Raw genomic sequence first — 14,095 nt, 5'->3', positions numbered from 1 at the left:
GTGGGGCCGGACGGAGGCACCGTGGGTATGGAGAGCGCGAGGAGTACGGAGTACCTGCCCCAGCTGCGGCTGGACGAGCTGCTGGAAGAGCTGCAGGTACGCATCGACGGGGTGCGCGGCACCCAGGACCGGGTGCACAGCCTGCTGGAGGCCGTGCTCTCGGTCGGCCGGGAGCTGGATCTGTCGCATGTGCTGCGGAGGATCGTCGAGGCCGCGGTGGTGCTGGTGGACGCCGAATACGGGGCGCTGGGCGTGATCGGCGAGGACCAGCGGCTGGCCGAATTCCTCCCGGTGGGCATCGGTGAGGAGCGGGCCGGGGCGATCGGACGGCTGCCGTCGGGCCATGGGCTGCTCGGCGAGCTGATCCGCCACCCCAAGCCGCTGCGGCTGGCCGAGCTCTCGGAGCATCCGGCCTCCTACGGCTTTCCGCCGAACCACCCGCCGATGAACTCCTTCCTCGGGGTGCCCATCCGGGTGCGCGACGAGGTCTTCGGCAATCTCTACCTCACCGAGAAGCGCGGCGGCAGGGAGTTCGACGGCGAGGACGAGACGGTGCTCTCCACCCTGGCCGTGGCCGCCGGGGTGGCCATCGAGAACGCCCGGCTGTACGAGGAGGCCCGGCACCGTCAGCGCTGGCTGGAGGCGAACGCCGAGGTCACCCACAGCCTGCTGTCCGGAGTGGACGAGACCAGGGTCCTGGAGCTGATCGTCGAGCACGCCCGCCGGATCCTCTCCGCCGACCTCGGTGTGCTGATGCTGCCGGTGCCCGACACCGACGAGCTTCATGTCGCACTGGCGGCGGGCACCGACGCCGAGGCCCACCGCGGTCTGGTGCTGCCGAGCCGGGGCACCTTCGGCGGTGCGGCCTTCACCGCCTCCGAGCCCGTCACCAGCACCGATGTCCAGAACGACCCGCGGATCACGGTCGGCCCGCAGCGCTGGGAGGGGCTGGGCCCGGCCGTCGCGGTGCCGATGCGGACGCGGGACGGGGTGGGCGGGGTGCTCTCACTGGCCCGGGTGGCGGACAGCCCGGTCTTCACCCAGATCGAGACCGACACCCTGCTGGGCTTCGCGGGCCAGGCGGCGATCGCGATGAAACTGGCCGAGCGGCGGCGCGACGCCGAACAGCTGGCTCTGCTCGAGGACCGCGACCGGATCGCCCGCGATCTGCACGACCTGGCCATCCAGCGGCTGTTCGCCGCCGGGATGACGCTGCAGTCCACCCTGCGCTTCGTCCAGCATCCGGAGGGCTCGGAACGGCTGCTGCGGGTGGTGGACGACCTGGACGACACCATCAAGATCATCCGCTCGACGATCTTCGGGCTGCGCTCGCACGAGGCGGGCCCCGCGGTGCAGGGGCTGCGGGTCCGTACCGCCAAGACCATCGAGGAGGCCGTGCCCGCGCTCGGCTTCACCCCCTCGCTGCGCACCGAGGGCCTGGTCGACACCGATGTGCCGCGCTCGGTCGCGGACGACATGGTCGCCGTGCTGGCCGAGGCGCTGTCGAACATCGCCCGGCACGCGCGGGCGCACGCCGCCGAGATCTCGCTGATCGTGGCGTCCGGGCGGCTGACCCTCACGGTCACGGACGACGGGGTGGGCATTCCCGAGGGCGGCCGTCGCAGCGGGCTGCGGAACATGGCGGAGCGCGCCGAGAAGCTGGGTGGTGAGCTGGAACTCGGCGAGCCCCCGGGCGGCGGCACCCGCCTGGTGTGGTCGGTACCGCTGCCGGAGCGGTAGCCGGTGGCCGGGGCGTGGCGGCCGTAGGGGCGGCCCGGTGCGCGGTGTTTGGGTCAGGGGCGGCTGTCCAGGGCCTCGGGCGCCTCGGTGCGTGGCTCCAGGGCCTCGGGTGCCTCGGTGCGTGGCTCCAGGGCCTCGGGTGCCTCGGTGCGTGGCGTGGTCGGGCCCACCGGTCCGTAGCCCAGCCGGATCAGCATCTGCGCATGGCCGGGTACCGGTTGGGCGTCGCTCAGTGACCACCGCAGGTCCGACCACTCCAGCGCCTGGTGCAGCAGGGACGCCCGGACCGCGTGCGAGGTCGCCAGCAGCAGGACGTGTTCCAGGGCCTGCCCGGCCCGCAGCCAGTCGGTGCGCCGGTCCTGGTCCGTGGTCAGTACGGCGATGGTCGGCTGGGGCTCGAACGGGGCGGTGGGCCGATCCTCGCCCCGGCGGCCCTCCGGCCGCGGGCCGAGGTAGTCGCGCATCGGCAGCCGCCCGGCGGCGTCCCGCGGGCCGAGGGCGGCCGGGGGGATTCCGTACGACCCGGTGTCGCGGATCCAGGTGCGGCTCTCGGCGAGCCGCCGCGGATCCCCGGAGGTGCGCCGCTCCGCCTCGGCGGTCAGTTGCAGCAGCCACGAGGTCTGCTCGGGGTCCGCCAGCCACAGCGTGGCCCCGTTGGCGCGGGCCGCCTCCGTCAGGTCGCCCAGGACCCGGGCGGGCAGCCGCCGCGCGGAGTAGGGGAAGCGGCTGCTGTGCCGCCGCCAGATCACGTCGTACAGGTCGTCGTGTGCGTTGTGTCCGTCGTGTCCGTCGTGTCCGTCGTGGTGGTCGTGTCCGTCGTCATGGCGCCCGGCACGGCCGGCGGGCGACGGGGCGGCCAGCCGCACCGTGGCCAGCAGATCGGGCTGTGACCGGTGCGGCAGCAGCTGGACCACCGGGTCCCAGCCGAAGTGGGCCACGGCGACCCGCAGATTGAACACGGCCGCCCCGGCGGAGACGCTCAGCGCCCGGCCCATCGGATCGGCGAACCGCAGTGCCCGCTCGGGGGCGGCCCGGACCTCCAGGGTGACGGTGTCGGGGTCCAGCCGGTAGCGCCAGGGCTGGGTGTTGTGGATGGACGGAGCGGCCACGGCCGCGGAGATGAGCTTCTCCAGGATCGCCGCGTCGAGCATTGCGGGTTGCATGGGATCCTCTCCTCGCTGGTGAGCCGTCAGCGGTGTGAGCCGTCAGTGGGTGGGCCGTCCCTCAGGGTGGTTGAGCCGTCAGCGGTACGGGGAGGGCCGTATGGCCCCGGCCCCGGGCCAGTCCGGGCCATCCGGGGTCATCCCGGATGGTCGTCCTCGGGGTGCGGGGCCGAGTGGGTCGCCAGCACCGCCGCCTGGATGCGGCGCTCCACGCCCAGCTTGGCCAGCAGCCGGGAGATGTGGTTCTTGACCGTCTTCTCGGACAGGAAGAGCCGCTTGCCGATCTGCCGGTTGGTGAGCCCGTCCCCGATCAGCACCAGGATCTCCCGCTCCCGCGGGGACAGCCCGGCCAGCACCTCGTCCCTCGGCTCCTGCGGGGTGGTGTCGCCCCGCAGGGTGCTCATCAGCCGGGCGGTGGTGGCCGGGTCCAGCATCGACTGGCCGGAGGCCACGGTGCGCACCGCCGAGACCAGGTCCGACCCCTTGATCTGCTTGAGCACGTAGCCCGCCGCCCCTGCCATGATCGCGTCCAGCAGGGCATCGTCGTCGTCGAACGAGGTCAGCATCAGACAGGCCAGCCCCGGCATGCGGGAGCGCAGCTCACGGCAGACCGTGATGCCGTCCCCATCCGGCAGCCGGACGTCCAGGATGGCCACGTCGGGCCGTAGCGCCGGACCCCGGGCCATGGCGTGGTCCACGGTCCCGGCGTCGCCGACCACCTCGATGTCGGGTTCTGCGTCCAGCAGATCGTGCAGTCCGCGCCGGACCACCTCGTGGTCGTCGAGGACGAACACCCTGATGGGCGTCGCCGGTGTCGCTCGTGTCGTCGAGGTCTCGGTCTCGGTCATGGCTCCCGCACCGTTCGTCCGCCGTCCGCCGTCCGCCCGGCCCTCGGTGGGAATCCTGGCGCAGCAGGTCAGCGCGGTACCAGGGCCGAACGGGCCCTCAAGGGGGCTGCCCGGCCCTCGTCCCGCCCTGCCCGCTCGTGCGACGGTCACGGCATGGGCACGCAAGTGCGGGGGCGGCGGTTGTGGCGGTGGCGGCGCAACCCGCTCAGACGCCGCTCGGATGTGATCGAGGCGTGGGTCGTGCTCGTGACCGGCCTGGTGATGGCGGTCGGCGGCCCGGCGGCCGGGGTGGCCGCGGGCACCGCCGTGGACGCGTCACTACGGCAGGAGCGGGCGGACCGGCACCGCGTGCCCGCCGTGCTCAAGGAGGACGCACCGGTCGCGCAGCCGGCCGCCGACGGCTCCACCACGGGCCAGGTGCGCGCGGTCGTCCGGTGGACCGGCCCGGACGGCGCCGTCCACACCGGTACGGCACGGGTCCACGAGGGGAGCAAGGCGGGCACCGCCACCGAGATCTGGACCGACGACCGAGGTCGCCTGGTCCAGCGGCCCCCCACCCCCGAGCAGATCGCCACCCGCGCGGTGCTCGCCGGGACGTCCGCCGTGGCGGGCGTCGGCGCGGTGTCGCTGGCCGGGCGCGGGGTGGCGCGGTGGCGCCTGGACCGCGCCCGCACCCAGGAGTGGGGCCGCGCCTGGGCCGAGGTCGGCCCCCGCTGGAGCCGCCACATCCGCTGACCACGGCCACGCATGGCCGTGTCCGGCCGGGTTTTCGCGCTGTGCGGCACCGCTGGCCGCCGCCCGCCGCCCCCTCGCGGATCGCCGCCGCGACGCGGAAGGCGGCGCGCGGACTGTCTTCGGAGGGCCCTGGCCACGACGTCGGGGTCCGCCGCGTGGTTGGGGTCTGCCGCGTGGTTGGGGTCTGTCGTGTGGTCGGGGGCCCTGCGCGGGCGGAGTCCATCACGTGGTTGGGGCCTTTCGCGGGTGGAGCCCGCTGCGTGGCCCAGGTCCCGCGCGGACCGTTTTCGGAGGGCCCCGGTCACGATGCCGGGGTCTGCCGCGTGGGTGGGGTCTGTCGTGTGGTCGGGGGCCCTGCGCGGGCGGAGTCCATCACGTGGTTGGGGCCTTTCGCGGGTGGAGCCCGCTGCGTGGCCCAGGTCCCGCGCGGACTGTCTTCGGAGGGCCCCGGTCACGATGCCGGGGTCTGCCGCGTGGTTGGGGTCTGTCGTGTGGTTGGGGTCGGCCGCGTGGTTGGGGTCCTGCGTGGGTGGGGTCTGTCGTGTGGTCGGGGGCCCTGCGCGGGCGGAGTCCATCACGTGGTTGGGGCCTTTCGCGGGTGGAGCCCGCTGCGTGGCCCAGGTCCCGCGCGGACCGTTTTCGGAGGGCCCCGGTCACGATGCCGGGGTCCGCCGCGTGGTCGGGGTCTGCCGCGTGGTTGGGATCCTGCGCGGGTGGAGCCCGCCGCGTGGCCCAGATTCCGCGTGGCAGGGCTCCGCGGCGAAGGCCGACCGTGCCTGTCGTGTGCTCCGTCGGGGCCCGGACGAAATCCCTGCCGCCGCCGGGCCGTAGGGGGAGCGGGAGCGCGGGCACGGTCTGGTAGGGAGCGGCCGGAGAGCGCTCCTACCGCCCGCCGGGGCCGTGGGGGCGCGGCGGGCGGTAGGACCGGTCCGCTGGGGGCCGGTCCTGCCGGACCGCCCTACTACCCCCTCTGGACCGTGTGCGGCGCGGCCGTGAGCTGGTTGTCGAAGTCGACCACGCCCTCGATCGCGCGGATCAGGCGGGCCGCCGCCGGGATGAGGACCGCCTCCTTGACCCGTCCGGTCAGGGTGACCACGCCCTCGTTCACGCTCACCCGGACGGTTTCGCCCTGGGCCGGGAACAGGTGGGTCACCACCTCGCGGCGCACCTCGTCCTCGATGTCCTCGTCCGGCCGCAGGAACACCTTCAGGAGGTCGGCCCGGCTGACGATGCCCTCAAGGCGGCCCTCCTCGTCCACCACCGGGAGCCGCTTGACCCGCTTGTGGGTCATGATCCGCGCGGCCTCGGCGAGCGTGGCGGCCGCGGGCACGGTGATGGCGGGGGACGTCATCAGCTCATCCGCCGTCACCGCGCCCGCCTTGGCGACACCGGGGAGGTCGCGAGGCTCCGCCACCCGTGCGGGATCGCTGTCGCGGAACTCCTCCTTGGGCAGCAGATCCGCCTCGGAGACCACGCCGATGACCCGGCCCTCGCCCTCCAGCACCGGCAGGGCGCTCACCCTCCACTGCTCCAGTGTTCTGACGATCTCCTTGAACGGCGCCTCGCGGCCGACCGCGACGACGGTATGGGTCATCACATCACTCACGATGTGCGCACTCCGGGGCACGGCATCCTCCTTCGTCACGCTGCCTGTCTTCCGTCCGTGTCCGCCTCGCCACCGGCCGCCAACCGGACCTCGATCCGGCGGCGCACCCGCCCCGCGAGCCGGGCCAGCCCGGCGGAGGTGGACGGCCGGGGCGGCACCGGATCGCGGATCCGCCGGGCGTGCGGCGGCAGCCCCGCGAGATCGGTGGCGAACCGCCGCCGGGCGCGGTCGAGGGTGTCGGGAGCCGCGGTCCGTACGCCCTCCCGCATCACGGTCTCCAGCAGGGGCACGCCGCCGTGCGGCGGAAGTTCATCGCGCTCGCCGATCACATCGGCGTAGCCGGGGCGCCGCCACACCTGCTTGCCACCCGGGGCCGTGGCCTTGGCCGAGGACAGCTTCATCACCGGCCGCCGGTCGTAGGCGACCAGCTTGTACGCGGTGTCGAGGGAGGCGGCGTCGGCCGACACACCCATCCGGGTACCCACGGCGTAGACGTCGATCGGCGCGCCCGAGCGGATCAGCTCCTCGATGGCGTACTCGTCGAGCCCGCCGCTCGCCACGATCCGCACCTCCGGCAGCCCGGCCGCGTCAAGGATCTCCCGCGCCCGCACCGCCTCCTCACCCAGGTCTCCGCTGTCCAGCCGGATCGCGCCGAGCGGCCCGGACTCCAGCTCGCGCAGCACCCGCGCGGCGGTGGCCACGCCGGTCGCCGTGTCGTAGGTGTCCACGAGGAGGGTGACCGGGCCGGGATGGGTGCGGGCGAACGCGCGGAACGCGGCCTCCTCGTCCGGGAACGCCTCGATGTACGCGTGTGCCATCGTCCCGGTGGCCTCGATCCCGTAGGCCGCGGCCGCCGCCACATTGCTGGTCGCCGTGAACCCGGTCATCGCGCTCAGCCGCGCCGACTGCAGCCCGGACCAGGGGCCGTGGGTGCGGCGCAGCGAGAAGTCCACCACCGGGCGTCCCCCCGCGGCCACCACACACCGGGCCGCCTTGGAGGCGATGGTGGTCTGGTGGCTCAGCTGCCCCAGCAGATACGTCTCGACCAGCTGGGCCTGCGGCAGCGGCGCGGTCAGCTCCAGCAGCGGCTCCCCGGCGAGGACGATCCGCCCCTCGGGCACCGCCCGCACCTCGCCGTCGAAGCCGAGCCCCAGCAGCGGTTCGAGGTCTTCGTACGGACGGCCCATCGCCGCGGCGTACGCCGCCACGTCCTCGGGCTCCACGCGGAAGCCGGACAGGAAGTCCAGCGCCGGTTCCAGGCCCGCGGCGACCAGGAAGCCCCGCCCGGGCGGCAGATCGCGGACGTAGAGGTCGAAGGTGGCCGGGGCGGTCATGCCCTCGCGCACATACGACAGGGCCATCGTCACCTCGTAGAGGTCGGTGGTCATCGCCTCCGACACGTCACCCTCGCCTCCCTCCGGGCACCGCGCGCTTCCCCGTGCCTTTACGCGCCTCCCTCCGCACATCACGGCGCCTCCTCCGGACGTCAGCCGCGCGGAACGACCGCCACCGGGCACGGCGCGTGGTGCACCGCCGCGTGGATCACCGAGCCCAGCTGGGGGACCGGGCCCGGCTCCGTCCCGTCGCGGCCCAGCACGAGCAGCCCCGAGCCCGGCGCGGTGTGCACCACGCCGAGCGCCGGGCGCTCCGTGGTGATGGCCTCCGCCACCGGCACCCCGGGGTACTTCTCCCGCCAGGAGCGCAGCGCCGCGTCCAGCGCGGCCTCCGCGTCCGGCTCCCGAGCGTCCTCCGCCGCCCCCTCGTCCCCCGGCCCGTCCGTGCCCGCGTGTACGGCCCGCAGCACACCGCCGCGCCGGGCGGCGGCGTCGAAGGCGAACCGCAGCGCCTCCTCGTTCGGCTGCCGAAGGGACACCCCGACGGTGACATCGGCGGTCAGCGGCTTGTCGTCGGCGTGCACCATGATCACCGGGTGTTCCCCGTGCGCGAGGACCTGGCGGCCGGTCGACCCGAGGAGGAAGCCGCCGGGAGTTCCGCGGCCGCGCGAGCCGAGCACCAGCATCTCGGCGTCCCGGGCCGCGTCCAGCAGGGCGGGCACGGGCTCGCGCGGCACCAGCTCGGCCGAGACCCGCAACCCCGGGTGGGTGTCGCGCAACTCGCCCACCAGATCGGTCAGCAGCCGCTGCGACCAGTAGATCTGGTCGTCCTGGTGGGGGAGGGCCGGGGCCGGGGGCGACGGCGGGTTCCATGCGTGCACCAGACGCAGCCGCAGATCCCTCAGCAGCGCCTCGCGCGCCGCCCAGTGCGCGGCCGGCGGGCTCTCAGCGAAACCGTCGACCCCGACGGTGATGGGTGCTCCCATGGGCATCGTCTCCCCGCTCACGTCCCCCGGGCCACCAGCGGACGGGCGGTCTCGCCGAGCGCGATCTTGATCGCGCCGGTGTCGGCGGCGCGGGCGAAGACGTCGTACGCCTCCTCCATCTGGTCCAGCTCGAAGAGATGGGTGATCAGCGTGGACGTCGGCAGTCGCCCGGCGCACAGCAGCGAGAGCAGAGTGGGGGTCGAGTAGGTGTCGACCAGCCCGGTGGTGATCGTCACGTTCTTGGTCCACAGCTCTTCGAGATGCAGTGTCACGGGCCGGGCGTGCACCCCCACATTGGCGATCCGACCGCCAGGGCGCACCATCCGGGTGCAGGTCTCGAAGGACCGCGGGCTCCCCACGGCCTCGATCACCACATCGGCGCCAAGCCCCTCGGTGAGATCGTCGACCAGCCGCTCCGGATCCTCGGCGGAGTCCGCCACCGCGTCCGCGCCGACCCGCTTGGCGGCGTCCAGCCGCGCCGAGTCCGGATCGACGGCGATGACCCGGCCGGGGGAGAAGAACTGCGCCGTGGCGATGGCGGCCAGCCCGACGGGCCCGACGCCCACCACCGCGACCGTATCGCCCGGCCCCACCCGGCCGTTGAGGACACCCACCTCGTACGCGGTCGGGAAGACATCCGCCAGCAGCACGGCGTCATGGCCCTCGACCGGCCCGGTCAGCGGATGTGTGGACAGATCGGCGAAGGGCACCCGCGCGTACTCGGCCTGGGTGCCGTCGACCGTACGGCCCAGGATCCAGCCCCCGCCGCCACGGCACTGCCCGTAGCCGCGCTCCCGGCAGAAGCGGCAGTGGCCGCAGGCCGAGATGCAGGAGATCAGCACTCGGTCGCCGGGGCGGATACCGCGGACGTCGGCACCGGTCTCGACGACCTCGCCGACCCCCTCGTGACCGAGCACCCGGCCGGGCTCGACGTCCGGCACCTCGCCGCGGAGGATGTGCAGATCGGTGCCGCAGATGGTCGTGGTGTCGATCCGGACGATCGCGTCGGTGGCGGCCTCGAGTTCGGGGTCGGGCACCTCCTGCCAGGAGGACCGCTCCGGCCCGTGGAAGACCAGTGCTCTCATGGCCGTTTCCCTTTCCTCCGATGTGTTGCCTTGTGGGGGCTCATCGCTGGGGCACGACCGCGACCGGACAGGCCGCGTGGTGCACCACGGCCTGGGTGACCGGCCCCAGCCGGGGGCCGAACCCCACCCGGCGCGGACCGCGGCCCACGACCATCAGCGCCGTCCCCGCCGCCGCGGCCACCAGCCGGCGGGCCGGGCTGTCCGAGGCGACCTCCTCGAAGACCCGCACCCCGGGGAACTCGTCCCGCCACGGCGCCAGCACCTCGCCCAGCGCGTGCTCCGCCTCCTTGCGCGCGTCGTTCAGCCCCACGTCCACCACCCAGGGGGCGTCGCCGCGGATGGCGGGGACCCGGTTGGCGTAGACGACCCGCAGCACACCGTCGCGCCGGGCCGCGGCGTCGAAGGCGAAGCCCAGGATGTCGTCGCACGGCTCAAGCGGCTCCACACCGACCACCACATCGCCGTGCGGCTCCTCGTGCCCGTCCGCCCGCACCAGGACCACGGGGGTCATCGAGCGCGCGGCCAGCTCCAGGCCGACGGAGCCGAGGAAGAAGCCCGCGACCGCCCCGATCGAACGGGACCCCACCACCAGCAGCTGGGCCCGCTCCGCCTCGGCCAGCAGGACGGGCGCGGGCAGGCCGGAGATCTGAGCGGTGAGGACCGTCGTCTCCGGGTCGTCGGCGTCCAGCTCGGCGTGCGCGGAACGAAGGGCGCGCTCGGACCAGTACTGCCAGGCCGCCTCCCGGCCCGGTGTCAGATCCTTCTGCTCGGGGCCCGGCCACGCGTTCACCAGCCGCAGTGGCGCGTTGCGCGAACGGGCTTCCTGGGCCGCCCAGCTGGCGGCGGCCAGGCTCTCGTCGGAACCGTCCAGTCCCACGGTGACGGGGCGCGCCATCGCTGCCTCCTTCCCGGGCATACCCGAGGCGCCGGGGGCCGCCCACTTCTCGCGGGCCCTGATTACGCGGTGCGCGGTAGTGGGACATCCGCTTCTCCGCGTCTGCTGGTTACCCCCGGTGCCACTTCCAGCGGACCATGACCGGGCCCCCGCTCACCAGGGCCGACCGGTCCCGGGGAGGCCCGGGGGACCAGGTCTTACGGCCCTTTCCGCCGCCCAGAACCAGGCCCCGGATACGTTTGATGAACTAGTTGCGCCAGATCAATCGTTTTCCAAAAGGGGGTACCCCGGCGAGGCCCCGGCCACTGACCGCGGAAGCCGCCACCGCACAAGGACCCCACCGGCCCGGCGCCCGGCGGCGAGGCCCGCGCGGAGAGGTGCACGCGTCTCGCGACCCGCGGTCCGGCGAGGTCCCGGCCACCGGCCACGGAAGCCGCCACCGCACAAGGACCCCACCGGCCCGGCGCCCGGCGGCGAGGCCCGCGCGGAGAGGTGCACGCGTCTCGCGACCCGCGGTCCGGCGAGGTCCCGGCCACCGGTCACGGAAGCCGCCACTGCACAAGGACCCCACCGGCCCGGCGCCCGGCGGCGAGGCCCGCGCCCCCCGCCCCCTGCCCCGCTGCTCAAAGGCGCCGAAGGCGCGAAACGAAACCCGCACCCAACAGCCGGTCGGTGCATATTCGACCGACCCAGCACTGACTCGACCCGCGACACTGACTCGACCCGCGACACCTACCCGACCGGCACCGACTCGACCGATCTACCCGACCGGCACCGACTCCACCGGCGGCACCAACACCACCCGCGACGCCTACTCCACCGGTACCAACACCACCGGACAATGCGCATGGTGCAGTGCCGCATGCGTGACCGGGCCGAGCTGCATCCCGAGCCGCGGCGTCCGCCGGTGGACGGCCAGCACCAGCACATCCGCCGCCCGCGACGCCTCCATCAGCGCCTGCGCGGGCGCGCTCTGGGTGGTGTGCTCCCGTACCCGGATCTGCCCGAACTCCTCGCGCAGCCCGGCCACCATCCCGTACGCCACCTTCTCCTCCCGCTCGGCGCGCAGCGCCACCACCTCGCGTGCGGGCAGCGCGTGATCGCCCGCGAAGACCCGGGGCTTCGGCCAGGCGTAGAGCACCCGCAGCCGGGCCCGGCGCCGGGCGGCCTCCTCGAAGCCGAAGCGGGCCGCCGCCCCGTCCGCGCCGCTCTCCACCCCGACCAGCACCTTGCCGTGCCCTTCAGGCCCGTACGCCCTCGTGGACCCGCCGCGCACCACCAGCAGCGGGCGCCGGGTGTGGGCGGCCAGCCGCAGCCCGACCGAGCCGAGCAGCAGCCCGGTGAAACCGCCGAGGCCCCGGGTGCCGATGACGATCAGTGAGGCGTCCTCACCGATCCGCAACAGCTCGGGCACGGCGTCCTGGGCCGTCAGGGTGGGCACGATGCGCAGCTGCGGATCCTGCTCCTGGGCCCGCGACATGGCCAGCCGCAGGACGGTCCTGGCGACCTCCACCGCGGGCCGCCGCGGTTCGCTGTCCGGGTCGAAGGCGAGCGGGTCGGTACGGGCCCACGGCCATGCGTGCACGATCTCCAGCGTGGCGTCGCGGCGCCGCGCCTCGGCGACCGCCCGGTCCAGCGCGGCCCAGGCGCTGTCGGAGCCGTCCAGGCCCACCACGACCCGGCCGTCCTGCGCCGCCTTGCCGACCGGGCCGGTCATCGCGGCGCGCCTCCCCGGCCCACGCGGTCCGCCCCGCCTGCCCGGCTCGCGGAGTCTTCGCCCCGGCCCCCGGAGCCGCCCGCCCGGCCCGCGGAATCGTCGACCCGATAGCTGAGCCGGTCGACCACGGCCACCACGCCGTCCACCTGCCCGGTCATCCGGACCGCGATGGGGATCTCGCTGTGCCGGTCCAGCTGCCCCTCCAGCCGTACGACCCCGTCGGTCACGGTGACCGCGACCGACTGCGGGCCGAGCCACAGCGAGCGCACCAGCACCTCGTCGATCACCTCGGCGCGGATCTCGTCGTCCGGGCGGAGGAAGACCCGCAGCAGGTCCCGGCGGGTGACGATGCCGATCAACCGGTCCTCCTCGTCGATGACGGGAAGCCGCTCGACGCGATGCCGGTCCATCGCGCGGGCCGCGTCCACGATGCTGTCCTGGGGGCGCACGCAGACCGCCGGGCGTGACATCAGCTCTCCCGCCGTCGGGGCGGCTTCGCTGAGATCGGTTCCGGTGATCATGCCGACCACCTTGTCGTCCTCGTCCACCACGGGCAGCCCGTTGAAACGGTGCCGGGAGAGCAGCGCACCGACCTCGTCGAGCGACGTCCTGGAGCGCACCCGGACGACGTCGTCGGTCATCACATTGCCGATCTTGCGGTGCTTCATCCGTGCCTCCCCGGTCCGCTCCCAGCGTGGGACGGCACTCCGGCCCCGTTCTTGGGCTGCCCGGGGTCCGCTCGGGGCCGTTCGGCCCGCACGGGTGCCCTGGGCCGAACGACCCCCGGAGGGGCCGAAACGCCCCTCGTGCGGAATCCCGCACGGGCGCGAGGGTGAAGGCGTCGGGAGACGAGGCGAGGACGCGCGGACGTCGTCGCACCACAGCGACACGGGGCGAACGAACGCGCCCGGAAGGCGAACGAACGCGCGCGGAAGGCGGTGAAAACGGTGGAGCTCCCCCTCGTGGTGGGCGTCGACGGCTCGCACCACAGCCTCCAGGCGGTGGACTGGGCGGTGGACGCGGCGGCCCGGCACGCGGTGCCGCTGCGGCTGGTCCACGCCTCGCTGTGGGCGCGGTACGAGGGCATCGCGCCCGCCGCCGACCCCGAGCGCCCCTGGGAGCAGATCGGGGAGGAGGAGATCGCCGCGTCCGCCGCGGAGCGCGCCCGCCGCCGTGGCCCCGATCTGAAGGTCACCGCCGAGGTCCTGCCGGAGGACCCGGTGGACGCGCTGCTGCGCACCAGGCAGGAGGCCTCGGGCGTGGTCGTCGGCTCCCGCGGCCGCGGCGAACTCGCCGGGCTGCTGCTCGGCTCGGTCAGCCTCGCGGTCGCCGCCCGCGCCACCTGCCCGGTGACCGTGGTACGCGGCGGCGAGTCCAACCGGGGCGGCGCCTTCGGCCGGATCGTGCTCGGCGTGGGGGAACCCGGCGAGACGGGCGGTCCGTCGGCCGCGGCCCGGTTCGCCTTCCACGAGGCCGGGGCGGGCGGCCGCACGCTGGAGGCCGTACGGGCCTGGCGCGCGCCCGCCGGTGAGGTGACGGATGATCTGCTGCTGGAGGGGGACCCGGTGCGTGCCCACTGGGCACGGGCGGAACGGACGCTGGAGGACGCCCTGCGGACCCTCGGACAGGACCACCCTGAGGTCGCCGTGCACTGCACGACGGTCGAGGGCACGGCCCGCAAGGCGCTCCTCCACGCGGCCGCCACCGCCGATCTGCTGGTACTCGGCGCCCGCCGGGACCACGGTCACCCCGCCGGGTTGCAGCTCGGCCGCATCACCCACGCGGCCCTGCACCACGCGCCCTGCCCGGTGACGATCGTGCCGGAGCGGGACTGAACGACGGGCGACACGACGCACGGCACTACCGGCAGTACGACGCACGGCAGGACCGACGGCACGACCGGCAGTACACCCGACGGCACGACCGGCGACTACACCACCGGGCACCACAAGACGGGCACGTCACCGGAGACCACGAGACCGCGCC

The 14,095-nt window shown here is 74.3% G+C and carries 12 protein-coding genes; 3 read left to right on the top strand and 9 right to left on the bottom strand.

Going from position 1 to position 14,095, the window contains the following annotated elements; genetic code table 11:
- Positions 1–27 precede the first annotated feature (27 nt).
- Positions 28–1,740: a sensor histidine kinase gene (locus VT50_RS12410; protein ID WP_053048534.1), complete on the top strand. Its 1,713-nt coding sequence runs from the start codon at positions 28–30 to the stop codon at positions 1,738–1,740.
- Between the two features lie 53 nt (positions 1,741–1,793).
- Here VT50_RS12410 and VT50_RS12405 read toward each other — a convergent pair whose 3' ends face one another.
- Complete coding sequence (locus VT50_RS12405) at positions 1,794–2,903, bottom strand: Acg family FMN-binding oxidoreductase (RefSeq protein ID WP_046085852.1); 1,110 nt, start codon at positions 2,901–2,903, stop codon at positions 1,794–1,796.
- A 137-nt stretch (positions 2,904–3,040) separates the two neighbouring features.
- The gene (locus VT50_RS12400) at positions 3,041–3,751 is read right to left on the bottom strand and encodes a response regulator (RefSeq protein WP_107424784.1); all 711 of its coding nucleotides are present in this window, start codon (positions 3,749–3,751) and stop codon (positions 3,041–3,043) included.
- A 153-nt stretch (positions 3,752–3,904) separates the two neighbouring features.
- Between VT50_RS12400 and VT50_RS12395 the strand changes: the two genes are divergently transcribed.
- Positions 3,905–4,486: an Rv1733c family protein gene (locus VT50_RS12395; RefSeq protein ID WP_046085853.1), complete on the top strand. Its 582-nt coding sequence runs from the start codon at positions 3,905–3,907 to the stop codon at positions 4,484–4,486.
- Between the two features lie 961 nt (positions 4,487–5,447).
- Here the strand turns inward: VT50_RS12395 and VT50_RS12390 are convergent.
- From VT50_RS12390 to VT50_RS12360, 7 genes are all read right to left on the bottom strand, one after another.
- Positions 5,448–6,113 (bottom strand): CBS domain-containing protein, encoded by a 666-nt coding sequence (locus tag VT50_RS12390; protein WP_046085940.1) that lies wholly within the window; start codon positions 6,111–6,113, stop codon positions 5,448–5,450.
- Between the two features lie 14 nt (positions 6,114–6,127).
- Positions 6,128–7,492, bottom strand: coding sequence for a nicotinate phosphoribosyltransferase (locus VT50_RS12385; protein ID WP_046085854.1), 1,365 nt, complete (start codon positions 7,490–7,492; stop codon positions 6,128–6,130).
- Positions 7,493–7,578: 86 nt separating this feature from the next.
- The gene (locus VT50_RS12380) at positions 7,579–8,412 is read right to left on the bottom strand and encodes a universal stress protein (RefSeq protein ID WP_046085855.1); all 834 of its coding nucleotides are present in this window, start codon (positions 8,410–8,412) and stop codon (positions 7,579–7,581) included.
- Positions 8,413–8,429: 17 nt separating this feature from the next.
- Entirely contained in the window at positions 8,430–9,497 is a 1,068-nt protein-coding gene (locus VT50_RS12375) for an alcohol dehydrogenase catalytic domain-containing protein (protein ID WP_046085856.1), read from the bottom strand.
- A 40-nt stretch (positions 9,498–9,537) separates the two neighbouring features.
- Positions 9,538–10,392 carry a universal stress protein gene (locus VT50_RS12370; RefSeq protein WP_046085857.1) on the bottom strand — a complete coding sequence of 285 codons (855 nt, stop codon included), beginning with the start codon at positions 10,390–10,392 and terminating at the stop codon, positions 9,538–9,540.
- 811 nt (positions 10,393–11,203) lie between these two features.
- A complete protein-coding gene (locus VT50_RS12365) occupies positions 11,204–12,109 on the bottom strand; it encodes a universal stress protein (RefSeq protein WP_046085858.1) in 906 nt (301 codons plus the stop codon).
- Positions 12,106–12,777, bottom strand: coding sequence for a CBS domain-containing protein (locus VT50_RS12360; protein WP_240529140.1), 672 nt, complete (start codon positions 12,775–12,777; stop codon positions 12,106–12,108). Before VT50_RS12360 ends, VT50_RS12365 begins: the two co-directional genes overlap by 4 nt.
- 279 nt (positions 12,778–13,056) lie before the next feature.
- Here VT50_RS12360 and VT50_RS12355 point away from each other — a divergent pair, with 279 nt between their 5' ends.
- Positions 13,057–13,944: a universal stress protein gene (locus VT50_RS12355; protein WP_046085859.1), complete on the top strand. Its 888-nt coding sequence runs from the start codon at positions 13,057–13,059 to the stop codon at positions 13,942–13,944.
- The last annotated feature ends 151 nt before the right edge of the window (positions 13,945–14,095 follow it).

This window comes from Streptomyces antioxidans (assembly GCF_000968685.2).
Lineage (GTDB): Bacteria > Actinomycetota > Actinomycetes > Streptomycetales > Streptomycetaceae > Streptomyces > Streptomyces antioxidans.
The sequence above is the reverse complement of the archived record's forward strand: the minus strand, read 5'-3'. Positions and strand labels throughout refer to the sequence as shown.